The 24011-nt window shown below is 51.4% G+C and carries 19 protein-coding genes; 12 read left to right on the top strand and 7 right to left on the bottom strand.

Features of this window, described 5'->3' with window-relative positions:
* The first annotated feature begins 3 nt into the window (after positions 1 to 3).
* The gene (cofD, locus tag O0S09_RS04395; protein WP_268922746.1) at positions 4 to 918 is read left to right on the top strand and encodes a 2-phospho-L-lactate transferase; all 915 of its coding nucleotides are present in this window, start codon (positions 4 to 6) and stop codon (positions 916 to 918) included.
* Positions 915 to 1331: a DUF3795 domain-containing protein gene (locus tag O0S09_RS10030; protein WP_425438237.1), complete on the top strand. Its 417-nt coding sequence runs from the start codon at positions 915 to 917 to the stop codon at positions 1329 to 1331. Before cofD ends, O0S09_RS10030 begins: the two co-directional genes overlap by 4 nt.
* Here O0S09_RS10030 and O0S09_RS04400 read toward each other — a convergent pair.
* Positions 1316 to 1900: an FmdE family protein gene (locus O0S09_RS04400; protein WP_268922747.1), complete on the bottom strand. Its 585-nt coding sequence runs from the start codon at positions 1898 to 1900 to the stop codon at positions 1316 to 1318. The two genes, O0S09_RS10030 and O0S09_RS04400, sit on opposite strands and share 16 nt — an antisense overlap.
* Before the next feature lie 119 nt (positions 1901 to 2019).
* Here O0S09_RS04400 and O0S09_RS04405 point away from each other — a divergent pair, with 119 nt between their 5' ends.
* The 6 genes from O0S09_RS04405 to O0S09_RS04430 all read left to right on the top strand — a co-directional run bounded on the left by O0S09_RS04405 (position 2020) and on the right by O0S09_RS04430 (position 8442).
* On the top strand, positions 2020 to 3171 hold the full coding sequence (locus O0S09_RS04405; protein WP_268922748.1) for an ABC transporter substrate-binding protein: 1152 nt from the start codon (positions 2020 to 2022) through the stop codon (positions 3169 to 3171).
* A 165-nt stretch (positions 3172 to 3336) separates the two neighbouring features.
* A complete protein-coding gene (locus tag O0S09_RS04410) occupies positions 3337 to 4044 on the top strand; it encodes a class I SAM-dependent methyltransferase (RefSeq protein ID WP_268922749.1) in 708 nt (235 codons plus the stop codon).
* Between the two features lie 137 nt (positions 4045 to 4181).
* Positions 4182 to 5330: an ABC transporter substrate-binding protein gene (locus tag O0S09_RS04415; RefSeq protein ID WP_268922750.1), complete on the top strand. Its 1149-nt coding sequence runs from the start codon at positions 4182 to 4184 to the stop codon at positions 5328 to 5330.
* A gap of 4 nt (positions 5331 to 5334) precedes the next feature.
* Positions 5335 to 6474 (top strand): iron ABC transporter substrate-binding protein, encoded by a 1140-nt coding sequence (locus O0S09_RS04420; protein ID WP_268922751.1) that lies wholly within the window; start codon positions 5335 to 5337, stop codon positions 6472 to 6474.
* Between the two features lie 10 nt (positions 6475 to 6484).
* The gene (locus tag O0S09_RS04425; RefSeq protein WP_268922752.1) at positions 6485 to 7555 is read left to right on the top strand and encodes a FecCD family ABC transporter permease; all 1071 of its coding nucleotides are present in this window, start codon (positions 6485 to 6487) and stop codon (positions 7553 to 7555) included.
* Complete coding sequence (locus O0S09_RS04430) at positions 7552 to 8442, top strand: ABC transporter ATP-binding protein (protein ID WP_268922753.1); 891 nt, start codon at positions 7552 to 7554, stop codon at positions 8440 to 8442. The genes O0S09_RS04425 and O0S09_RS04430 overlap by 4 nt, the downstream gene beginning before the upstream one ends.
* Before the next feature lie 88 nt (positions 8443 to 8530).
* Here O0S09_RS04430 and O0S09_RS04435 read toward each other — a convergent pair whose 3' ends face one another.
* The 6 genes from O0S09_RS04435 to O0S09_RS04460 form a co-directional block, all read right to left on the bottom strand.
* Complete coding sequence (locus O0S09_RS04435; RefSeq protein ID WP_268922754.1) at positions 8531 to 9994, bottom strand: substrate-binding periplasmic protein; 1464 nt, start codon at positions 9992 to 9994, stop codon at positions 8531 to 8533.
* A 2-nt stretch (positions 9995 to 9996) separates the two neighbouring features.
* Positions 9997 to 11706 carry a cache domain-containing protein gene (locus O0S09_RS04440; protein WP_268922755.1) on the bottom strand — a complete coding sequence of 570 codons (1710 nt, stop codon included), beginning with the start codon at positions 11704 to 11706 and terminating at the stop codon, positions 9997 to 9999.
* Positions 11707 to 12045: 339 nt separating this feature from the next.
* The gene (locus O0S09_RS04445) at positions 12046 to 14214 is read right to left on the bottom strand and encodes a PAS domain S-box protein (protein ID WP_268922756.1); all 2169 of its coding nucleotides are present in this window, start codon (positions 14212 to 14214) and stop codon (positions 12046 to 12048) included.
* Positions 14215 to 14686: 472 nt separating this feature from the next.
* On the bottom strand, positions 14687 to 16096 hold the full coding sequence (gene purF / locus O0S09_RS04450; protein WP_268922757.1) for an amidophosphoribosyltransferase: 1410 nt from the start codon (positions 16094 to 16096) through the stop codon (positions 14687 to 14689).
* 195 nt (positions 16097 to 16291) lie between these two features.
* Positions 16292 to 18055 carry a lectin like domain-containing protein gene (locus O0S09_RS04455; RefSeq protein WP_268922758.1) on the bottom strand — a complete coding sequence of 588 codons (1764 nt, stop codon included), beginning with the start codon at positions 18053 to 18055 and terminating at the stop codon, positions 16292 to 16294.
* Positions 18056 to 18434: 379 nt separating this feature from the next.
* Positions 18435 to 18986, bottom strand: coding sequence for a pyruvoyl-dependent arginine decarboxylase (locus O0S09_RS04460; protein WP_268922759.1), 552 nt, complete (start codon positions 18984 to 18986; stop codon positions 18435 to 18437).
* Between the two features lie 180 nt (positions 18987 to 19166).
* On the opposite strand from O0S09_RS04460, the gene O0S09_RS04465 reads away from it, so the two are divergent.
* The 4 genes from O0S09_RS04465 to O0S09_RS04480 all read left to right on the top strand — a co-directional run bounded on the left by O0S09_RS04465 (position 19167) and on the right by O0S09_RS04480 (position 23988).
* Positions 19167 to 21374 (top strand): adenosylcobalamin-dependent ribonucleoside-diphosphate reductase, encoded by a 2208-nt coding sequence (locus tag O0S09_RS04465; RefSeq protein ID WP_268922760.1) that lies wholly within the window; start codon positions 19167 to 19169, stop codon positions 21372 to 21374.
* A 213-nt stretch (positions 21375 to 21587) separates the two neighbouring features.
* Complete coding sequence (locus O0S09_RS04470) at positions 21588 to 22346, top strand: TFIIB-type zinc ribbon-containing protein (protein ID WP_268922761.1); 759 nt, start codon at positions 21588 to 21590, stop codon at positions 22344 to 22346.
* Positions 22343 to 23362 (top strand): hypothetical protein, encoded by a 1020-nt coding sequence (locus O0S09_RS04475; RefSeq protein ID WP_268922762.1) that lies wholly within the window; start codon positions 22343 to 22345, stop codon positions 23360 to 23362. Before O0S09_RS04470 ends, O0S09_RS04475 begins: the two co-directional genes overlap by 4 nt.
* A gap of 11 nt (positions 23363 to 23373) precedes the next feature.
* Positions 23374 to 23988: a TFIIB-type zinc ribbon-containing protein gene (locus tag O0S09_RS04480; RefSeq protein WP_268922763.1), complete on the top strand. Its 615-nt coding sequence runs from the start codon at positions 23374 to 23376 to the stop codon at positions 23986 to 23988.
* Positions 23989 to 24011: the final 23 nt, after the last annotated feature.

The raw sequence follows: 24011 nt of genomic DNA on the forward strand, positions 1-24011 counted from the left end.
ATCATGATAACGGTACTGTCCGGCGGAACCGGCACGCCGAAACTCATCCGCGGACTCCGCCAGATTCTGCGGGACAATGAGATTACGGTGGTGGTCAACACCGCCGAGGATCTCTGGATGTCGGGTCTGTATGTTTCGCCCGATATTGATACAGTGCAGTATCTTTTTTCCGGACTGCTGAACACGGACAGCTGGTGGGGCATCCGCGGCGATTCGTTCGAGACGTTTCATGCAATGGAAAAACTCGGCTACACCGAACCTCTGCCGCTCGGCGACCGCGACCGTGCGACCAACATTACCCGTGCCGAGTTTCTGCGGCAGGGCATGACCCTGACTGCAGCGACGGAAAAAATTGCGAAAGCCTACGGGGTACAGGCAAAGATTCTCCCGATGTCCGATCAGGAGGTAACAACCTATGTCAGGACAGAGGACGGATCGCTGATGCATTATCAGGAGTACTGGGTGGGCCGGCGTGGCAATGTACCGATTACTGGAATCGTCCGGAAGACGGCGAATGATGCACCGCTTGCGGCAACGCCGGAGGTGATCGCAGCAATTACGGAGAGTGACGGGGTAATTATCGGGCCGTCAAATCCGGTGACGAGTATCGGTCCCATTCTGGAGTGCGCCGGGGTCCGCGAGGCACTGCGGGAAAAGTTCACGATTGCGGTCAGTCCCTTTATCGGCAGACGGCCGGTCAGCGGCCCTGCGGCAGCACTGATGCAGGCATGGGGCTATGCGCCGACCTCCTACGGGACGTGGGAGGTGTACAAAGATGTCGTGAGCATGTTTATTCAGGACAAACGCGATACGGAGATTGACGTCCCGGGTGCGCACCGGCTGGATACGATGATGACGAATGAGAAGAAGGCTGAGTCCCTTGCGTGGGATCTGCTCTCCTACTTCCCGCGGAAATGAATTCATTTGCGGTCTGCGGGATGATCTGTTCGGTCTGCTCCCGGCATCTGAAAAAGAACAATCCCTGCCCAGGTTGTGCATCGGATGAACCTGGAAAACCGGTACACTGCAGAGACTGCGACATCTCCCGGTGTGCCGGTGAGAAGGGACTGCCCTTTTGTTTTTTGTGCGGAGAGTTTCCGTGCAGACGAATACGAAATCTTGACAGAAGGTATGTCAGGCGGTATCGGGTGAGTCTTGCTGCCTTTGGTATCCGGGCAAAAGAGATCGGTGCCGAAAGTTTTCTTGCAGAGGAACTGCCGAGGTGGACGTGTGACTGCGGCGGGATTATTTCCCTGCATGATGGGGTGTGCAGGGAGTGTGGAAAAAATTACAGGGGTAAAATTTTTCAAAAGAATTATTTCCGCATCTGACACGGGATGCAGATATAGTTCCCCTCGATCTGTTTTGCAAGACCGTCCGCCACCTGCTCGCCGCAGACGGAACAGACAACATTGTTGTAGATCTTTGCCTCCTGCGGCAGGGGCTGGACTGCTTCCTTGATCGTAAACAGTTTTTCCGCAGGCAAGGAAAGAATCTCATCCACATGTGCATGTGCAAGACGGTGAAACTCCTCATCCTCGGCAGGTGTGGCCGAGCCGTCCATGATCTTTGGACGAAGCTCCACCATCCGTGTGTTCTTCGGAACTGCATCGGGGACGGCAACAAGCCGGATGGATGTCTGAGTGTCGCGGCGGTAAAACGAGAACGCTGTTTTGCCCCAGTTGTGTACAAACAGATTGCCTTTGCCCGCTGTGCAGCCGAGCAGTACCTGAATGGCATCAACCGTGCAGGAGTCGGTCTCTGTGATTGCCACAATCTCCTCATCCTCGGAGAAGTGCAGGTCCAGTTTCTCTGCGGCAAGTTCGCAGGCTTTGTACCCGAGCGCAAGGCCGCCGCAGGCGTGACCGTGAAATGCTACAAGATCGGCGAAGTTTTTCATAGCAACATAGTCGCCGCTTCCTCCTATTAATAGTATTGATATGAAAATCTGTTAGTTTGTTTGGCCAATGTTTTTCCATACACTTATTATTCAGTATGAAAAAATAATGAAGTGATAACATGAATGTGTGCCGCCGATCTCTTTCCCTCCTCGCAGGATGTGCTCTTGTTGTTCTTCTCTGCTTCACCGCAGGGTGTGTATCCACACCCGGGCCTTCAGACGAACACACCCAGACCATCACCATAACCGACGCGTTCGGTCGCGAAGTTACCATCCCCGACAACCCGCAGAAAATTGCCGTATCTGGTTCGGGATCCATGCGGTACTTCGTGTATCTGAACACCGACCTTGACCGCATCGTTGCGGTTGACTATCAGGACAGCAGCCTCTTTACCCGATCAAACGAACTGCGGCCGTATCTCCTCGCAAATCCGGCAATCAAGAACCGTGCAGAGCTCGGGTCAGCCATGGCGGTTGTTGACAACGAAAAACTTCTCGCATCGGGGGCCGAGGTTCTCTTCATGGGCGGCGCCAGCAGTTCACGGATTGAAGTTGCCGATGAGATCACCGCAAAGACCGGTATCCCGGTGGTGATGTTCTATGTCGGTGACTATGTCACCAAAGGGGATCAGATCCGTGAAACCCTCCGCATGCTCGGAAAGATTCTGCACGAGGATGCCCGCGCCGAAGAGATCATTGCCTACTTCGGATCCGTCGAGGATGACCTCAGGACCCGTGTCGTGAACGTATCTGACGCCGGGAAACCGACGGTGTATGTCTGCGGCATCTCCTACAACGGTGCCCACGGAGCAGACGGAACCGATCCGAACTATCTGCCGTTCACTCTGCTTGGCGCAAAGAACGTTGCCTCCGGCATCGGTGAAACCAGTCAGACCGGATACGCGAAAGTTGCCAAGGAACAGATCCTTGCCTGGGACCCGGACAGGATCTTTGTGGACTTGGGAACCCTGACCGCTGCGGAAGGCGGGGCGCTTGCCGAGTTCCGGAATGATCCCTCCTACGCAGGACTTTCAGCGGTCAAGAACGGCGAAGTGTATGCGGTCAACCCGCACACCTCGATGAACGTAAACCATGAGACCAGTCTTGCAAACGCCTACTACATCGGCAAAGTCCTCTACCCCGAACAGTTCGCCGACATCGATCCGGCAGCAAAGGCCGATGAGATCTACCGGTTCGTGGTTGGTGCTCCGGTGTATGAACAGCTGAAATCACATGTCCAGAACCTTTCCTATCAGAAAGTGGAGTTGTAGATCTCAAACTTTTTTTATCAGCTTATCTCTCCAAGGTGGAAATTTATGAATGATGCAAGTAGCGAATGGAATGAACAGTATACGAAACAGGAACAAAACATTTCCTATCTTTCCAGTGCAGATCACTTCTCCCTGCAAAAACATGTAGACCGTATGGTACGGGACATGAACAGTAAAACATTTTCACGGATACAAGAACAACTCTCCCTTCTTTCCTTCCCTGCCGGATCAACCGTGCTTGATATCGGATCCGGACCGGGAACCCTTGCCGTTCCTTTAGCGAAAAGAGGATGTAAAGTAACCGTCGTTGAACCATCCATACCAATGGTCTCCGCGATGAAAACCTACCTGCAAGAATCAGGAGTAACCACAGACATCCAGGTCATCCCCAAACTCTGGGAAGAAGTAAAACCCGAAGAAATTGGAGTATTTGACTATATCATCTCCTCATTTTCACTGGCAGTCCCCAACTTGTCCGATGCACTTGATAAAATGAACAACACGGCAAACCGGCAGGTACACATATTCTGGTTCTTGTCCAGTCCGCACTGGGAAACAGTACGCCGTGATCTCTGGCCAGAACTCTATGGAGAAGAGTTCATGGGAAAACCCCGATCCAATCTTGTCTGGAACACGCTGTATCAGAAAGGAATTATGGCGAATCTGACCGTACATCGCATGAAGACAGAATATATCTACACCTCAGAAGAAGAAGCACTGGCACACTATTGGGAACAGTTCCCCATAGTCAAAGAAGAACAAAAAGACATCATTGTGAATTATCTGAGAACACATCTAGTTCCCCTCAAAGATGGGAGGTATCAGTTCCCAGCATTAGAACACTATGCACACATATGGTGGGATATAATTTGATAAAACAACATTCACAGATTATTTGGTAATAAATGGAATTAAGGTTATGACAAGACCGGGCACATGTACGTATTAAAAAACTCATTTTTTCATACCAAATAGTATATATTTAATACTGTGGGCGAAGACATACTTTTATGGACAGAGGCTGGAAAAACTACTCTCTTCTTGGAATTACCTGTATGATTCTCCTCATCTGCTGCATCTCATCGGGATGTGTGGGAACGACAGGTACAGAAAATACCGGCGACACCATAACGATCACCGATGCGGCAGGTCGTGAAGTAACGATTCCGGATAATCCTCAAAAGATTGCAGTCAGTGGTTCGGGTGCTCTCAGGTATTTCGTTTATCTGAACGTCGAGCTGGACAGAGTTGTTATTGTAGACTATGGAGACAGCATGCTCAACAAACCCTCCAGAGAAATGCGCCCCTATATTCACGCACACCCAGAGATTCAAACAATTCCAGCTCTTGGCTCCCAGACACACGAAGTGGATCCCGAAAAACTTCTATCCTCAGGTGCCGATGTTCTCTTCCTCTCCATGTTCACTGCGACAAGAGAGAATGCCGATGAAATTCAGGATAAAACTGGAATCCCAGTAGTCATGTTCTACACAGGCGATTACATCACTGATAAAGATAAAATCCAGGACACCTTCCGTATGATAGGAAAAATCTTCCACAAAGAACAGCGTACTGAAGATCTCATAGCCTACTTTGACTCCATCACTACTGACCTTCAGTCACGCATTCCGAACATTTCAGAAGATGCAAAACCCACTGTCTACATTGGTGGTGTCTCTTATCGGGGATCTCACGGCATGGATGGGACAAACCCATACTACTACCCGTTCACTATACTCGAAGCGAAAAACATCGTAAGCGGCTATGGAACATCGGAAAGTATCGGATATGTACAGATCGCAAAAGAACAGCTTCTTGCTTGGGATCCTGACATAATCTTTGTTGATCTCGCCACTATTCAGGCTGCCGAAGGCGGTGCTGTGACGGAACTGAAGAATGATCCATCGTACCGGAATATGAAAGCGGTTCGAAATGGAGATGTGTATACGGTCAACCCGCATACCAGTTATGTTGTCAACTACGAGACCACACTTGCCAATGCATACTATGTAGGTAAAATTCTCTATCCGGAACAGTTCGCCGACATAGACCCTGAACAAAAAGCAGACGAGATTTATACCTATGTAGTAGGTGCCCCCGTCTATGAACAGCTGAAAGAAGATGTAAACGGGCTATCTTACCAGAAACTTGAGTTGTGACCCCATGAAAAAAATAATGAGTATTGGTATCCTGCTTGTGCTGATCACCGTATGTCTCACAGCAGGATGTATTCAGCCGTCAGACCCTCATGAAACTGAAACTATCACCATAACCGATGTCGCCGGGCGTGAGGTTGTCATACCCGCCGACCCGCAGCGGATCGCCGTGTCCGGATCCGGATCAACGCGGCTTGTTGCTTACCTTGGGGCCCTGGACCGTGTCGTTGCGGTTGACAGTCAGGACGGAAAAACAACACAGACCTCCGACCTCCGTCCGTACGGTCTTGCAAACCCCGGACTGCGGAACCTTCCGACGCTGGGAACCGCCAAAGGGCAGATCGATCCCGAACGGCTGCTTGCCGCATCCCCCGACCTGATCCTCAAGAGTGTAAGCGGAACCGATCTTGCGGGCGAAGCGGATGAACTTACCGCAAAGACCGGAATTCCTGTCGTGCTGTACGCGCAGTATGATCCCGGCACAAAACCGGACGAGTTCGCCGCAAACCTGCGGCTCTTAGGAAAAGTACTCGGCAAAGAGGAACGGGCCGAAGAGATTCTGAAATACTTTGATGCAATCAGAGAGGATCTCGCCAGCCGGACAAAGGACATTCCCGACGAAGGAAAACCGACGCTGTATGTGGGAGGAGTTGCATACTCCGGATCACACGGATTTTATTCCACCCAGCCGAACTATCTGCCGTTCCGCTACCTTAACGCACGGAATACTGCCGCAGGGGCGGATACCGGCACGGGCACGACGGAGAATGCAAAAGTTGCCAAGGAACAGATTCTTGCCTGGAACCCGGACATCATCTTTGTGGACCTTGCAACGCTGACCGCAGCGGGAGGCGGATCGATTGTGGAACTCTCGACCGATCCCTCCTACAACGCAATGACCGCCGTACAGACAGGGGAGGTGTATGCGGTTCTGCCCCATACTTCGATGGGTGCAAACTATGAGACTATCCTTGCGGATGCCTATTACATCGGCAAAGTTCTCTATCCCGAACAGTTCGCCGACATCGATCCGGCAGCAAAGGCCGATGAGATCTACCGGTTCGTGGTCGGTGCTCCGGTGTACGAACAGCTGAACGCGAATGTGAACAACCTGTCGTTCACGAAACTGGAGATTCCTCTCCTGTAACGGAGTATCTATGCAGCGGGAAAACAGATCTGCCCCGGAGCACTACCGGGCCTATGTGGGAAGAAAAATTACATTGATCCTCGCAGGCATTGTCCTTGCAGTCATCATGTTCTTTGTGTCGGTGTCGGTCGGAGCGGTATCCATTCCGATCCCCGACATTCTTGCAACCCTTCTCGGCGGTCAGGGAACAGGACTGTATGAACGTATCATCTGGAACATCAGAATCCCGCAGGCACTGACCGCAGTTGTTGCAGGTGCAGGCCTTGCCATTGCCGGTGTTGCCATGCAGTCGATTCTTAGAAATCCTCTTGCATCACCGTTCACGCTCGGTCTTTCCAATGCCGCAGCGTTCGGTGCTGCGATTGGTATTCTGATGTTCGGCGCAGGAACGACCGGCAGCAGCATCGCCGACGCCGTCGTCGTCAATAACCCGTATCTGACAACCATCTGTGCATTCCTCTTCAGCATGCTGACGACCGTGATCATCCTGCTGATTGCAAAGATGCGGTCGGCAACACCGGAGACGATGGTACTCGCAGGCGTTGCGATCAGTTCCCTGTTCAGTGCCGGGCTGATGGCGATTCAGTACTTCGTGGACGACACAAAGCTTGCATCCATTGTGTTCTGGCAGTTCGGCGACGTATCGCGATCCAGCTGGATGGAGCTTGGTATCATCACGGCTGTGGTGGTAGCGGCGTTTGCCTACATCCTGTTCAAACGCTGGGATTACAATGCAATCGACGCGGGAGACGAGACCGCACGCGGTCTCGGCGTGAACGTGGAACGGACCCGGCTCTTCGGCATGATAGCAGCATCCGTGATCAGTGCGGTGGTCGTGGCATTCCTCGGCGTCATCGGATTTGTCGGACTGGTCTGTCCGCACATGGTGCGGCGGGTAATCGGTGACGACCACCGGTTTTTGATTCCGGGAAGTTTCGTCTGCGGTGCGGTACTGCTGCTGATCTCAGACACGGTCGCACGTACTATGATCGCGCCGCATGTTCTGCCGGTCGCGGTTCTCACGGCGTTTCTTGGAGCGCCGGTGTTTCTGTATCTCATCATCAGGGGGCGGCGGATGTGAAGGAAGAATATCCCGAGCACAAAGAGCATCACGGACACCATGTCCACGAACACTCGCATATCGAAGGATACACGCATATCCACGAGCATTCGCATGACGTGCCGCACGAGCATCACGGAAACACCCCCGGAAAAGCGATCCTCACGGTGGAAGGCGTAGATTTTGAGTACCGATCCGATCCGGTTTTACAGGACATCACGGTAGGCGTTGCCCGGGGAGAAATTCTTGCGATTCTCGGACCGAACGGTGTCGGCAAGTCCACACTTCTGAAGTGTATGAACCTGATCCTGAAACCCAAGACGGGAGCAATTCTTCTGGAGGAGATGGACCTTACCAGGATGTCGGGCACAGAGATTGCACGAAACGTGGGATATGTTGCCCAGCGCAATGAGTCGGCACGGATGACGGTGTTTGACACGGTGCTTCTCGGCAGAAAGCCGCATCTCGGCTGGAAGGTAACGGAGAAGGATTATGAAATCGTGGAAGACGCCCTGCGGCGTCTCGGTCTTGCCGAGATGCAGCTGCGCTACATCGATGAGATCTCCGGCGGCGAACTGCAGCGGGTCTGCATCTGCCGGGCAATTGTACAGGAGCCGTCGGTCCTTCTGCTGGATGAACCGACATCGGCGCTGGATCTCTGCCGGCAGATGGCAATTCTCCGCGTCATCCGTGACGTGGTGGATCATCATAACGTGGCAACGATTATGACGATGCATGATCTCAATCTCGCCCTGCGGTTTGCCGACCGGTTCTTATTCATGAAGGACGGAAAAATCTATGCGGCATGTGACCGGAGCGGTGTTACGGCGGACATGATCGAGGCGGTGTACGGCATTGCAGTCGATATTGTGATGCACAATAATCTGCCGATGGTGGTGCCGAAGTAACCTCCGGCATTTTTTCATGCCGGTTTTTGTGCAGAAAATCTTTCAAAAAAATTACCGGAGAGGGTTTCTTACTCCCTGTTCTTTTTTGTTACACCCCGTACTTCTTCTGCAGCTCGGCAGACTTTCCCGAACTGATAAACTTGGAAATACCGTCGTTGATAAGACTCTGGAGAACAAAGTTTCCGTTGCTCATGGCAATACCAAACTCCTCAACACCCTCGTCGATAAAGACCGGCTTCATTATGGCCTTACTGGCAGCAGCCTTCATCTGTGCATCTCCCACAACAATGAAATCAACCTCACCTGAGGTTAACTTTGCAACCATTCCGCTGTGATCGGCCACCAGCGCAATTGATCCGTCTTTTATCTTCCGATTGTACACATCGGTTCCCAGATGCTTCTCAAGCCAGCTGGAATAGGTACTTTCATACACCACGGAAATCTTTGCGTCGGCCTTCTCGAAATCATCTTTCGTAAGCGGACTGTCGGGTCGTACCGCGACACCAATGCCGGAAATATAATACGGATTGGAGAACGCAACATACCTGAGCCGGTCGTCGGTAATTCCCATAGAGCTTGCCCACATATCAAGGTTGCCGGTGACGATCTCATTGAGGTTTCTCTTCCATGAAGTCGGTTTGAATGTAATGTCCAGACCTTCCTGCTCCGCAATCCACGTAACCATTTCAATGTCGAACCCGGTGTAGTTTCCGTCAGCTCCGACATACGTCCACGGCTCATTGGACTCATCGATTCCTACGGTGTAGATATCCTTCCGGTACTGGAGGTTGTATTTTTTGACGAGATCGGCAAACTCAGGGGTCTGCTGGATATTTTCGAATCCGGCGGTCAGTTTCTGATACAGATCGGTCTCATTCTTTCTCATGATAAACCCGATGCTCTTCGGTTCCCCGACAAATCCTAGGAACTTCAGCGGCTGATACGTATTCAGCTGGCTTCCCAGTGTCATCGTACCCGCAATTGCTGCATCCGCCTCACGTGAAAGAACGGAAAATGCAAGTTCATCGGCAGTAACTTTTATAATGATTTTTCCGTCAGCAACCATCGTATTATACGCATCACCGAAATGAGTCTTCAGCCACTCAACATAGACACTGTTATCAAAAACGGCTATGCTTGCGTTTCCGGCTAAAACATCATCGAGCGTCAGTCCCGAATCGGCACGTGCGATCACCAGATAACTGGTTGGCTCAAACGGCATTTCAACGAATACATACTTGTCTTCACGCTCGGGAGTAATGACAACTGCGCCGATGGTATCAATTTTGCCGTTGACAAGAGCCATTTCCCAGCCGGCATTCTCCGGAACATAATACGTGTAACTGAATCCCTGATCTGCTGCAATCATTTCGATCAGATCCATGTTGATGCCCTGGGGATTGCCGTCCTTGTCGATGTACTCCCAGGGAGACATGGCCGTATCGACGCCGATGACGTAGGCTTGTTTGCTGGTACTGTCAACACATCCCGCGGTGAACATGATCATGAGTACAGCGAGAAGTAAAATTCCGATTATAATTTTCTTTTTCATAACTATCGAACCTCGTAGTAGGGGGTCAGCAGATCTTCATACGTTCCGATTAAAACGGACGTAAGAACAAATTTCTCTTCACCGATCGGCTCTACCGATAAGAGCCATAAATCGACGTATCCGTCCCGTGTCTTGTTTGCAGTCAGATCAACCATGAATCCCCCGTATGACTTTGCAAGCATGATCTCTTTTCTGGTGGTCGAACCGCCGTACACATCAACATAATCCATTACAACCTCTCCGACAGTAGCGGGGTTCTTAATGGAAGCATACACAAACCCGTTGAAATCCATTATGGAAATCTCGTTTATCTCCGATTGAATAGAAGGAACAAAGTATCCTGCATCTGATCTGCTGGCGGTGTTGATCTCATACGCAACACTGTCGACACCTTCCTCTATTGCACGTCTGATGATCTCCCGGGAAACCGATACAACATCCTCTCTCTTCTGCTGGTCAACAATGAGGACATCGGTATCGGCAGAGAAGTACCCGAGAACAAAACAGTCGTCATCGAGAGGAAGAACATAGGAGTTACTGAACTGGGCTGCATTGGATGTTACGGTCCCTTCGATCGGGTATGCGTAGTAAACAAAACCTCCTCCGTGAAGGACGGTGTTCACCATTCCCTTGGTGTAGGCATATCCGTATGCACCGCGATTGTTGAGGAAGTTCAGCCCAGTCTGACCTTTGTACGGCGATGCAAGTACCTTTCCTTCCATGTCAAGGATATAGATAGGTGTTGAATAGTGCTGGGCATTTACCCGTGCAATGGCAGCCTCTTTTCCGAAGTTTGACGAGAATACAAACAGGTCGATCACATTGTCTATGGTCTCCGCTGTTGCGGGGGCAAATACCTTCTCCGTTGTTAACGGAGGCTTGTTGAGTTCCTGTATGAGATAGACTTTGTAGGTTCTCTTGTATGCAGGGATGTTTTTCCATGCGGTTATTTTTTCGGTGGTGAGACCGGAGTTGTAGGTATAGAATGCCCGGCTGGTATATTTGTACGCTCCTGATTTGTCTGTCTCGGGGAGAATGAGTGCCTGATCATCATAATACGGAGATTTTTCGGAGATTATGACACCAGTTGCTTCGGGTTTTGATGCGTACACTACTTTTCCGTCAGATTCATCGACAACAAAGAGGATGTAGTCAGCGTATGATTTCTCTTTGTGGATCATCATCGGGTGCTGGTTCAGTATGGCGTAGAAATCGTAGAGAATGATGAAGTATCCGATGTAGGTTCCGTTTCCGTCATGAACTGCGGCGGTGTCGAGTTCCTGATATCCTTTGTCGGGATTGAACACTGCGCTGTAATGTATGGTTCCGCCGGATGACTGAAACATCTGCTCGGTCGGGGTCGGTAAAAAGTTTCTATTTTCTTCGGCTATCGTGACGGGCACGCCAATGAATTCGTCGCTTACCGCATTGTAATAGACGAGGTTGCTCATCCATGGATTCTTTGCATAATAGTTCAGGGCAATATTTTCCCGGTCCGTATCCGTATCTGCGCCACTGAACTCTTCCGCAAGATTGTAGAGATCTATGGAAATGACACGGTCCAGATCGGATACATCCTGCGAAAAGTCAAGGATAGCTGTATTGAGATCGGCAGGCAGATCAGCAGGTTCTGTTTCAGGGATGTCTGTACTGCCCAGGTTAAGACATCCTGAGGAAAGGATGACAGCGAAGGTCATCAGCACCAGTACCAAAAGGATTCTGTTTCTACCACACCTGCAGAGCCCACTATTTCGATGTACGTCGCTCTTGATCATAACGTATCTTACTACTATGACTGTATATTGCCAATATTCTATTAAAAATGTTTTGACTTACAATGCTGTTTGAAAACACATCTATTTTTTTTTTGTAAAAATAAATCCAACCCACATTCCGATTACAAATTATCCGGAAATGCATGGGATGATACAGATTCCTGGAAAATTGTTTCAGCTCAGAACTGAGATGAGGGCGGACAGCTCCCGGCAAAAACAGAAAACAGGGGAGATTCGCGCGGTCCCGTACTTTTCGACAGGGTTACAAAATACCCTTCAGCGGTTTTCCTCTTCCGGGATGATTTCTCCGGAAGAGACGACACCGGCAACGCTTCCGCATTCTTCCCGGAGAAGGGAGTTCCGCCACCGTATCGATTTTACCGTGCCGTCACTGCAACGTACCGGACCGTGATACACCCGATCCTCAACATTCAGCATTCCGGACACCATCTGTTCAAACGCCGCAAGCCGACTTTCCCGCACGGTATCCGGAACGATCATCTCAAACCAGTTCCTGCCGATCAGATCAGCCTCGGTGTATCCGAGAAGTTTTGCGCCGTACCGGTTAATCATCTCGATTACTCCGTCACGACCAACAACAACCAGCATAACTCCCGCGACATCCAGATAACTCCGGGTACGATCGCGTTCCCGCTGAAGTTTCTCCTGTAACAGACAGCGGGAAGCAACCGTACTGATCTGGAATGCCGTTGACATCAGAATGCCGCGAAGCACGGTATCCGGCAGCTGCGGCGCGGTTGAACCAAGCACAATACAGGCAACCGTTCTGCTTTCGTGTACAATCGGCATGAGAACAAGGGATGCGGCATTGTCCATGATGGCGAGGGTTCCTTCCAGAAACAGCCCCATCCGGTACTGGTCAAAGATTGCCGGCTCACCTTTGCGGACAATGCGATCCACAATCGAGTCGCGGGGAATTGCCGGAGCAAACCGTCCTTTCCGGGACATGAACAGAACGTAGTCGTCAAAAATACTCCGCTGATACACGGCGACCGCTTCAAATCCGCTGATGTTCGGCAGCATCTCCATTGCCGGCCCCCAGATCTCCTGTGTACTGGAAATGCCTTCCAGCACAAACGCAAGTTCCCGCGTCAGCAGCTGACGATTCCGATCCGCGACTTCATCGGAGATGTCGGTTGCCATCGTCAGCAGATACTCGCGGTCCGCGGAAAGAACCATCGGCAGCACGCGTGCGGAGATGTAATGAACCGTCCCGTCCACCTCGACGCGATCCTCGGGGACGTTGACCGGTTTACGGAACGCCTTCACCTGATCATGGGCGTCGATCAGGTGACCGGAACCAAGACGGGAGAGAAGTTTGGAGGAGGTGAGACTCCGGATCTCGGACCGGCTCATGTGCAGAAACTGTTCTGCGGCAAGGTTGGAATAGACGATGGAATTTGTTTTCACATCGGTTACGATGATGATGCCCGGAATATTATCCATGACACCGTCAAGGAACAGCTTCCACCGTTTGACGCCCTGCTCGGCATTTCGGCGATCCGTGACGTTGCGCAGAGCCCCGTTATAGCCGAGGAACATGTTTGACTCCTCGTCAAGAACCACGGGGGTTCCGGAGAACTCGCAGTAGATGCGGGTCCCGTCTTTGCAGATAAACGGAAACTCAAGCAGGGTGAATCCGCTCTCACGGGATATTTCGGCGGTGAGTTCCCAGGAAAATCGTACTCCGGCACCGGGAGGCATGAAATCGGAGAACCGTCTGCCGAACATCTCGTTGGGGGAGTAGCCGCAGATGGTGGTAATCTGCGGACTGATATAGCGGATGATCGCATGTTCATCCACCGACCAGATACAGTCCTGCACCGTTTCAACGAGCCTGCGAAACATTGCTTCACTCTGTTCCAGAGCAGCCTCTGCGCGGACATGTTCGGTGATGTCATCGAGGACGACGGTGACACCCGGTTTTCCGTCGGCGAGAACCATAGGATAGATCTTCTGATCCAGATAATACTCCTGATTATTCCGGAATATCCGCAGTTCACCCCGGACGGTCTCTCCGCGAATGGCATGGCGGATCTGATCCGTGAGCATGTCACTGCAGAGCGGTTTTGCAGGGCCTTCATAGATGAGGGAGCCGGTAATCTCGTCGGAGGTTACGGACAAAAAGGAGAGCAGCGCCTCATTTACCTGAATGACGCGAAGATCCCCGTCAACCAGCAGCACCATCTCCGAGGAGAGATTCAGCATTGCAGAGACCGGGACGCGTTTGGAGATGAAGAAAACTTTTGCTTTGCCAAACGTTCGCATCTCTACCTGCCCGGAGACAAGAAGCGTATCCATGTAGCGTGCGATGGTGTTGCGGTTCAGGTGAGCGGCCTCTGCGATCTCCGTGACTGACATCCCGCGGGGATTGTCCTTGAGAAGAGAAAGAATATCGGAAAAATCGCCTGCCGACTCGTTCATTACTCATTTATTTGCCTTCGACGACTATAATGCTTTCTTCATGGCGTGGCCACTTCGCCCAACATCAATGCCATGCAATGACGAATAAATTTAAATAATATTGATGCGAATAGTATAGTAGCATCCGGTGCCAACAACACCGGATGCAGACAGACCTGTGGAACAAACGCAAGAAAAAAAACGTACGTGATTCCATGCAGTCACCGTTCAACCGGATACACCACACCACAGAAGTCCGGCAACGACTGACCACACCACACACCTCATCACACACACACCTACACACCAGCCAACGTGCGGGAGTTTGCGGGTCTGCCCCAATACAATATCCACCCCCCAAAACGGTTAATGACACACACGTACCACTCTCAAAACCCCCCAATTTTCCTTTTTAGATTTTTTTAAACCTGAAAACAGCATGCCGTTCGGAATTGTTTTGACGGCATCAAAAACAGCATCTGTAAAAAAAAAGTTACAGGTCAGGATTTTTGTAAGGATCGATCATCTCAATGCCGTGGGATTCCTCTTCCTCACCGTCGATTGCAACCGGGTATTTTCCTGTCAGGCACCCGGTACAGAGATGACTGCACGGAATGCCGATAGCCTCGACCAGCCCTTCCAGAGAGATGTGGGCAAGGCTTGTTGCCTCAATTGCTTCCCGGACTGCCCCGACGGATTTGTGATGGGAGATCAGTTCCTCACGCGTCGGGAAGTCGGTACCCAGATAGCACGGCGCAATAATCGGCGGGGACGCCACGCGGAGATGTACCTCCTTTGCGCCGAACTCTCGAACGAGTGCGATAATACGGCGCGAGGTCGTGCCCCGGACAATGCTGTCATCCACCAGTACCACGGATTTTCCGGTGATATGACCGCGGACCGGATTCAGTTTCATCCGGACAGCCATCTCCCGTTTTGCCTGTGTTGGCATGATAAAGGTGCGGCCGGTGTAACGGTTCTTGATCAGTGCCTCCCGGAACGGGATACCTGATGCCGCCGCATAGCCGGTGGCAGCGGCAGTGCCGGAGTCCGGAACCGGTGAAACTATGTCAGCAACGACAGGAGACTCACCGGCGAGAAGTGATCCCGTCTTCTGCCGGACGTCATAGACCGAGATGCCGTCGATCACCGAGTCGGCGCGAGCAAAGTAGATGTACTCAAACACACAGTGGGCGGGAGACTTTGCCGTCATGATCTGCCGCGGGTACACATTGTCTGCTTTGAGGCGGATGCTTTCTCCCGGAGCAACATCGCGGAGAAGTTTTGCACCAACCGCGTCAAGAGCCACACTTTCTGATGCGACAATGTGCCCGCCGTCTTCAAACTCCCCGAGACAAAGCGGCTTGATGCCGAGCGGATCGCGGAATGCATAGAGAACGCCGTCCAGCATGAAGATGACCGCATACGATCCGCGAATACTCCGCATGCAGAAGCTGATGGCTTCGCCGACGGTGTGACCGTGAATGATCTCGTTTGCGAGAATTGCGGCGATCACCTCGGTGTCGGAGGTGGTGGAGAAGATATGACCGCGGCCTTCATACTCATAGCGCAGCTCGTCGGTGTTGACCAGATTTCCATTATGGACAATGGAAAGGGAGTGACCGCGAAACAGGAAGTTGAACGGCTGAATATTCTCCGGTTTCGATCCGCCGGTGGTCGGATACCGGACATGGCCGAGTCCGGTTTTTCCGGAGAGGCTTTGCAGAATGTCGTTTGTGAATATCTCGGAAACCAGACCGTATCCTTTGTATTTGTGGACTGTTCCGTTATCGTATGTGGAAATTCCCCCGCTTTCCTGCCCGCGGTGCTGAAGTGCATACAGTGCCCAGTACAATGAACCCGAAACCTCGAAGTTTGCGACGATGCCTGCGATACCGCACATGTGTGAGGAGTATTAGTGCTGCTCGGATTTAGTTCTGTGTCCTGAACCAATGTTGTAGGTAATTCTGTTTGTTGACTGCCATAGTTTTCCCTTGATTGTAACGCCGCCTGCGAAGTACACGAACAACGAATTTGCATTCATTTCCCGGAAAAGAACGTCCCGATGACTCCCTTGGAAACCTCACCGAAAAAAGAGTTATTCCTTTCTCCGCAGGAGAACTGCCACGGCGAGCAGACTCGCGATCACTCCGCATGCAGGAACAGGTGTCCGGGTCGGCTGGACATCTGCAGCGGTAGGTGTCGGCGGCGCTGTACTGACACCCGCCCACTTGGGATACTGTGTCATGTCATCGTCGATAGCTTCATCAAAAAAGTTCCATGCGTTGGTACCGTCTTCGTCCTGATACCAGCCGGAAGTATACTCGTCTCTGGTTGACACGGACGGTTCTTTGATCGCGTTTCCGGAGGATGCAGGAACGTAAGAGTTGGTGAATGCTTTTACCCGTACATTTGTAGAATGATCCTGTGACAGATCATACCAAGACGCTCCATCTGAACTGCTAAAACTCTGACCGGGTTCTGCATACGTCTCGGAACGGAAACTGTCCTCAGGAGTACCGGAAGTAGTATCAACAACAATCCATAACTCTTCGCCCGCTTTACGGGATTCTTTAGACAATATAATTACCACGGAAAATGTCTGACCTTCAATAAGTTCCACAGGTTCGGTGAGAGGGATTGTTGCATATCCTGCAAACTGCCGTTTTCCTGACTGATATGTTCTCAGTGTACCCGAAGTCGGATCTGAGGCATCTGTCAAACCGGTGTGGATTGCAATCCCGTAATTCACATCTGAATTGTTGGTAAAGAAAGAGACTGCATCAATTCTGTCAGAGCCTGACGCGGTAAAGACGTTAGCCATTGCTGCGTTTGAAGATCCCGAATAGCACCTGACATTACGTGATGCACCTCCGTCATACTGATAATTTTTCTCATACGTCTCTTTCGGGACCATGTCATAGAAATATGCCTCGCACAGGGCTTTATCACAATACGATACCCAGATATATGATTCGTCGCAAATGCCCCATGAGTTCTGAATCAGCCATGCCCCGTCCTCCCCCGGATTGTTGTTAAAATTACTTGCCGCAAAGTTGTCATCCCATCCGATTAACGTGACCGCGTGATTGGCGGGGACATCGTCATTACAATAAAGGGCAGGACATCCATCACTGCAGGGTATCCTGTATATCTCACTCACATTTATCTCAACAGCTGCGGCACCCTGGGTATAAAGCATGTATTTTATCTCTTGTCTATCCTGCATATTCATCCAGGCCGCGTTTGCCAGAATATAGGTGTCTGCATCAACAGCCAGACTCGTAGGCAGCCCCCGGTTCGTGTCTACGTCACTGTAAGGTGCGGATGTCTCGTCAGCGAGTCCTGTCCACGATGCAAGAGTGAATGCTGCAGTCGTCTGATATCCGCCGAGACCCATATAATTCGGATGTTCTGCAAGTGCACGGTTATAGTTGGGAATAATCCTGTCTCCTTTCAGACCTTCCAGCCCGGCAATAGGTGTCATATTGGTGATATCATCACGCTGATAGGTAAAGTAGGCAAACTGGTGTTTTGAAAAATTCACATAAGGAAACCCCTTCGTCATCAGATCGGAAGCAGCAGCAGTTGTTGCCGCAAATGCCCAGCAGGTACCATAGGTTCCTTGATGTTGTAATGGGAGGTTCTGGTTCAGGAGGTATTCAGCGGGTAGTGACAGTCCGGGTACAACCGTGCCGATATCCTGATCACTGTCAGGCGGGATGTACCCGTCATCAATATATCCATACTCTGATACGGTAGAGGGAGTCTCATCCGCCGCCGCAGGTGTCACGGCAAACAACAGCATCATCAGGACTGCAAATGATACGAAAATTGCCGTACCAAAATAACGTTTATTCATGAGAACTTTTCCTCTCCTCAGCGAAACAGGCAGACGACCCGATACCCGGGAAGTGCTTTGTATGTAGTTTTCATTAATCATTTTTAACCAGCTCTCATCCAACTGCTGCGTAAGAACACACCCACAGCAACACAATAGATACTCGTATTTGAAGATACATTCGGATTGAAAAAGATAAATCTGTCGATTGATTGAACACATTCATCAGAAAAATATGCCGCTGTCACGTGACAGAGGATCGAATGCAGTGCAAACAACACGACCGGTTCAAAAAAAAACGGAGAAAGAATACTCTCCCTCATACTATGCAACATAATTCCGAAGTTCCCCGTTCCCCGTATGCGGGGATACACACCGGAACCCGGAATGAAAGAGCAGGTTACGGCAGAATAAAGACCGCGGCAACAACAACGGTCGACCATCTCCCGTCCGCACCGCAGGTTGCAGACGCGGAAAGGTGGCTGGTTTTGATGATCTTGCCGCTTGCGAGGTACACCTGTTCGCGCTCCTGCCATGCGGTCTCCGGATCAAACGGGATGTCCATGATGGTTGCAAGCATCGTCGCCGCAAGATCCTCGGCATACTCACCGCACTCGTGACCGGTGATATCTGCGGCATGGTACTCGGAGAGGTAACCGTGCTGTTTTCCGTGGATCTCCGGGACCGCAAGACCAACGGCTGCGGCGATGTTCTGACCCGGAATATTTGTTTCCGTCCGCGCCATGACACAGTAGACAATTTCACCCGGAGAAAGACGGGGAAGACCTTCCTCGCGGGAGATGATCTCGGCATCCGGGGGCATGATGGAGGAAACGGTTACGAGGTTGTACGGGGCCAGTCCCGCATCCCTGAGAGCCATTTCAAAGGATACCAGCTTGTCTTTGTGGACGCCGCATCCCCTGGTGAAAAATACCTTTTCGGGAACAACCATAATTCTTTAGAAAGTCGGTGTGCATCTCATTAATAGTTGTGATTTACCCTCCGGCCCCCGAATGTTAACAGTTAATAATCGTGCTCGCTAATTACTTGGTAAGTACTCTGCACCCAGCCGTATGGATATTCCCCTTTTCCTCCGGCAAAATGAAAATTGTACTAATATTATCAGGTTGATATGATGGCGGACTCAGTTGTAGACAGTATCCTTGCCGCACGCTACTACCGCGTCGGCGAAAAATCCTTTGAGGATGTGTGCCGGCGTGTGGCGGATGCCCTCGGCGAAACACCGGAGGAGACGAAGGAATATTTTGAGGCGATGATGAACCTCGAATTTCTCCCGAACTCGCCAACGCTGATGAACGCGGGAACACCGCTCGGACAGCTGTCCGCCTGTTTTACGCTGCCGGTGAATGATTCCCTGCCGGAGATTTTTGATGCCATCCGCTGGGGCGCAATTATTCACCAGTCGGGCGGCGGTACCGGCTACAACTTTTCCCACCTCAGACCGGAAGGCTCGCCGGTCCGTTCGACGGACGGTGTTGCGTCCGGCCCGGTGTCGTTTATGCGTGTCTTCAATGCGGCAACGGACGTGATCAAGCAGGGCGGACGCAGGCGCGGTGCGAACATGGGCATTCTGAATGTCTGGCACAAGGACATCATGAAGTTCATCAGAAGCAAGGCAAAAGAGGGAGACTTCTCAAACTTCAACATCTCGGTGATGGTGAACGATGAGTTCATGAAAGCCGTTGCCGCAGGCGATCTGGATCGCGAGTGGCTGAAGACGACCGAAGGCGAGTCGGTAACGGTCCGTGAGATCTGGGACGGAATTGTGGAAGGGGTCTGGAAGAACGGTGAGCCGGGTATTCTGTTCTATGATACGATTAACCAGAAGAACCCGACGCCGCAGCTGGGGCCGATCGATACGACGAACCCGTGCGGTGAACAGCCGCTGCTGCCGTTTGAGTCCTGTGTTCTGGGAAGTATCAACCTCGCGAAGTTCATCCGCGCAGACGGGGTGAACTATGATGCGCTGGATAAGATGACGCGGATGGCGGTCCGGTTTTTAGACGCGGTCATCACGAAGAATGTATTCCCGATTGAGCAGATCAAGGAGGCGACGAACCGCACCCGGAAAGTCGGCCTTGGTCTGATGGGTGTGCACGATGCGATGCTGATGCTCCGCATTCCGTACGATTCGGAGGCAGGCCGCAACTTCTGTGAGGAGGTTATGACCCGCATCAATGATGTGGCAACGGAGGAGTCGGAGCGGCTTGGAAAGGAGAAGGGAACGTTCCCGGCATATGAGGGGTCTGTCTGGGACACGCAGGGGAAGGTTATGCGCAACGCTGCTCTTACGACGATTGCCCCGACAGGGACCATTTCACTGCTTGCAGGATGTTCATCGGGTATTGAGCCGGTGTTTTCGTATGCGTACACGCGCCGGAACACGGTCGGTAAGACGTTTATCATGGTGCATCCGTACTTCGAGTCGGAGCTGCGCCGCGTAATTGCAGGACTGGGCTTTACCGGTGCGGAAGCCGAGGCGAAGCGCGATGAGGTTATCAGTCATGTACATGAGACAGGGTCGGTGCAGGATGTTCTGTGGCTGCCGGATGCGTTCCGTGCGGTGTTTAAGACGGCACTGGATATCCGGTGGAAGGATCATGTGCTGATGCAGGCGGTGTTCCAGAAGCATGTGCATGCGTCGATCTCAAAGACGATCAATATGCCGTTTGCAGCTACGAAGGAGAATGTGGCGGACGCGGTTCTTCTTGCATGGAAGGAGGGCATCAAGGGTATGACGCTGTACCGTACCGGTTCTCGGGAGGATGTGGTGCTGGCGCTGGAGAAGAAGGAGGAAAAGAAGGAGGAGGTTGCGGCTGTTCCGGAGCCGAAGGTTGTGCAGCCCCTGTTCTCCCGCCCGCGTGAGCTGGACGGCAGAACATTCCTGGCCCAGTCGGGATGCTGCCGTCTGTATATTACGGTGAACACGCTGGACGGAAAGCCGATGGAGGTATTCATCCGGACGGTGGGCGCAGGATGCGAGGCAAGCAGCAATGCACTCGGCAGAAGTATCAGCACGGGTCTGCAGAATGGTGTGCCGTACGAGAAGTTTGTGAAGCAGTTTGCGAAGGTGAGCTGTATTTCGGCGCTGCGGAATAAGAACTCGGAGGGTCTGTCCTGTGCGGATGTGGTCGGCAAGTGCATTGAGCTTGCGGCGACGAATCAGGCGATCACAACGCTGGACAACTGGACGGTGGAGACGGTGACGCCCGGAACGAAGAAGGGGAATCCGTGTCCGGAGTGCGGCGAGCCGCTGGACTTCGGCGAGGGATGCAACATGGGCATCTGCAAGCACTGCGGATGGTCGGGCTGCAGCTGATCGGCCAGCTTTTTTTCTCATGTGGGTTTTTACCTCCGCCCGGAGACGGGCGGGACAAACCACAATAATTTCATAACTATTTTTTGAACTTATTCTTACATATAACAATTATTTTTGAAGTTGTGGTTTATGTAAACTCAGTAACTATTACAACATTGTTTTGTCACAATTTGTGACAGAACATTCAATTGCTGCACGATCAAAGTATATTGTATGCCACAATTTACTTGTCCGAAATGTGGTGCCGGACTTGAGGTGAAACCCGGGACACATATTGCCGCCTGCCAATATTGTCAGACCACCACCTACATTGACAGAAGTTCTGCACTCTTCTTCTATCTAGTGCCTTTCGCGATTGACGAAACAAAAGCAAAAGGAATATTCAAACGCTGGTCCGCGGGGCCGACAATGGCAAAAGAACTGGAACACGATGCTGTGATTACAAAGTTTACAAAAGAATATTTCCCGGTCTTTCGGTTCCGCCGGCAGGTGAAGGACAAAGAACAGATCATAGTGAAACCAGCAAAAGGAACAACACTGCCCGGCATGCAAAATCTCAGCATTCCACCCGGAAATCTGATAGTATTCGACAGCGCCGCATCAACTGACGGGGCGGAGATCCTGATTCCGGATCTCAGCATAGACTCGTATCTCCCGGAACTTCCCGGAAAAGCTCTGGATCAGGCAATCGTGTACTTCCCGGTGTATGAAATCACCTACACCTTCAAAGAAGAAACCTATGGACTGGTTATTGATGGGTCTTCCGGGGATGTGTACCCTGGCCCGTTCCCGGGAAGAAGTTCCGGATCCTATCTCTCCGTGATGGGACTTGCCGCAGCTCTCGGTCTTTTTGGCGGATTCCTTGGTATTCTGGTTAATCCTGTCTTTTTCGTACTGGTTATTGCGGGATTTTTTGCCGGTAATATTCTTGGAACAAAGCTTGTACAAAAAGTTACGGAGCCGGCAAAATGAGTGAAACAGCAAAACTTCTGGTAACTATGACCTGCCCCTCCTGCGGCGGACAGATCCTGTGTGAGGAAGGGGAAAGCCTTGCCCTGTGTAAATACTGTGACTCGGTTTTCTCTCTGGATGCAGAAGAAGGAGTTGCACAGGTGATGTATAAACTCACTGTCACCACAAAAGAGGCAGAAGAATCTGTCAAAAACTGGATGACATACGGTGCAATGGCCGAAAACTTAAACAAAGATACAGAGATTGCAGAAATATATCCGATCTACCTCCCGTTCTGGCGTCTGATCTCCCGGGGAAAAGCCTGTGTCTGTGGATACGAAGAGCATAAGGATGGTGACGGACATACGAGAAGAACTCCCCGTGAAGCACTCATCAACCGTGAGTATGTGTACAATGACATTGCCTGCATGCCGGGAGATCTCGGGATTGATTCCATCAGGATTCCAGACAAAGCCCAAGCGGTCAGCTTCGATGAAGGGGATATGGTAACATTTGCTGCCACCCTTTCCAAAGACGACAGCTATCAGAATGGTTGTGAGGCAATTATCGCCGAAGCAATTGATGACGGCAAACGGACAATGGATAACGTTACCTTCTCCAAAGGATTCTGTTTCCCCAAAGGATTCACCAAGGTGTACTATCCGTTCTGGATTGTCCGGTATATCTATCAGGATCGCAGCTACTTTGCAACCGTTGACGGCATCACCGGTGAAATAGTCTCCGGTCGTGCTCCTGGAAATGTGAAACGGCAGGGTCGGTATGCCGGAGGAGGAGGAACCATTGCCGGAGCACTGGCAGGTGCGGGAATCGGTTTTATCGGAATGGGGGAAGATACCGCAGGCTTTGCCGTTCCTCTCCTCTTCGTTGCGGCGACACTCATCTGGTACAGTTATCAGCAGTTCCGCTACGGAGACGAAGTCCTTCAGGGCAACCTGAAAGGTTCCGGAATTGCGCACGGCGCAACGATCGGTAAAGTGGACACGGTGGTGACCGGCACACACGATTACTTTTCCTGAGGTGAACTGAAATGATTCTCAAAGAACTCAAATGCCCTGGATGCGGGGCGCCAATCAAATCAAAAACGCGGGATATGATGCTGCAGTGTTCTCACTGCGGTAGGATTCATCTGTATACGAAATCAGCAAAAGGCCTGAACGATGTTTCGTATCAGATATCCGGTGTATCCAAAGAAGGAAAAGGTGAACTCATCTATGTTCCGTTCTGGATTGTGCATGCAGAACCCGTGGTCAGAAAGGAAAAAATTTCCGGAGGAAAAATCGGCCGGTTCATCAAAGACCAGCGGCAGATGCGGGGGGCACGGGACTTTTATGTCTGTGCCGCCGCTGAAATTCCAGAGGAGGTTTCCCGCGTCTGGAACATGGATTTAACTTTGGATCAGCCGGAGCTCGCGTCCAGCCCAGATTTCCGGGGAGGGACACGCGCCCTGATGACCATGGAAAAGGAGACCGCAGGAGACAACGCGGAGTTCCTGTTCCTCCGGTATGAAACAGAAATTCCCGGTACACTGCAGGAATTAGATTACGACTTTACCATTCATACCACACGCGTGGTATATCTGCCGGTATACAAATCCGGAAAAACATTTACTCTCGGGGTGAATCATGCGAACGAAAGAAGATAAACGATTTCAAATAGCCTGGCTCG

Source organism: Methanocorpusculum vombati (assembly GCF_026891935.1).
In the GTDB taxonomy this organism is placed as follows: domain Archaea; phylum Halobacteriota; class Methanomicrobia; order Methanomicrobiales; family Methanocorpusculaceae; genus Methanocorpusculum; species Methanocorpusculum vombati.

Coding starts and splice junctions, on each gene's coding strand:
- cofD (WP_268922746.1), top strand. CDS start 4: ATGATAACGGTACTGTCCGGCGGAACCGGCACGCCGAAACTCATCCGC.
- O0S09_RS10030 (WP_425438237.1), top strand. CDS start 915: ATGAATTCATTTGCGGTCTGCGGGATGATCTGTTCGGTCTGCTCCCGG.
- O0S09_RS04400 (WP_268922747.1), bottom strand. CDS start 1,900: ATGAAAAACTTCGCCGATCTTGTAGCATTTCACGGTCACGCCTGCGGC.
- O0S09_RS04405 (WP_268922748.1), top strand. CDS start 2,020: ATGAATGTGTGCCGCCGATCTCTTTCCCTCCTCGCAGGATGTGCTCTT.
- O0S09_RS04410 (WP_268922749.1), top strand. CDS start 3,337: ATGAACAGTAAAACATTTTCACGGATACAAGAACAACTCTCCCTTCTT.
- O0S09_RS04415 (WP_268922750.1), top strand. CDS start 4,182: ATGGACAGAGGCTGGAAAAACTACTCTCTTCTTGGAATTACCTGTATG.
- O0S09_RS04420 (WP_268922751.1), top strand. CDS start 5,335: ATGAAAAAAATAATGAGTATTGGTATCCTGCTTGTGCTGATCACCGTA.
- O0S09_RS04425 (WP_268922752.1), top strand. CDS start 6,485: ATGCAGCGGGAAAACAGATCTGCCCCGGAGCACTACCGGGCCTATGTG.
- O0S09_RS04435 (WP_268922754.1), bottom strand. CDS start 9,994: ATGAAAAAGAAAATTATAATCGGAATTTTACTTCTCGCTGTACTCATG.
- O0S09_RS04445 (WP_268922756.1), bottom strand. CDS start 14,214: ATGAACGAGTCGGCAGGCGATTTTTCCGATATTCTTTCTCTTCTCAAG.
- purF (WP_268922757.1), bottom strand. CDS start 16,096: ATGTGCGGTATCGCAGGCATCGTCGCAAACTTCGAGGTTTCGGGTTCA.
- O0S09_RS04455 (WP_268922758.1), bottom strand. CDS start 18,055: ATGAATAAACGTTATTTTGGTACGGCAATTTTCGTATCATTTGCAGTC.
- O0S09_RS04460 (WP_268922759.1), bottom strand. CDS start 18,986: ATGGTTGTTCCCGAAAAGGTATTTTTCACCAGGGGATGCGGCGTCCAC.
- O0S09_RS04465 (WP_268922760.1), top strand. CDS start 19,167: ATGATGGCGGACTCAGTTGTAGACAGTATCCTTGCCGCACGCTACTAC.
- O0S09_RS04470 (WP_268922761.1), top strand. CDS start 21,588: ATGCCACAATTTACTTGTCCGAAATGTGGTGCCGGACTTGAGGTGAAA.
- O0S09_RS04475 (WP_268922762.1), top strand. CDS start 22,343: ATGAGTGAAACAGCAAAACTTCTGGTAACTATGACCTGCCCCTCCTGC.
- O0S09_RS04480 (WP_268922763.1), top strand. CDS start 23,374: ATGATTCTCAAAGAACTCAAATGCCCTGGATGCGGGGCGCCAATCAAA.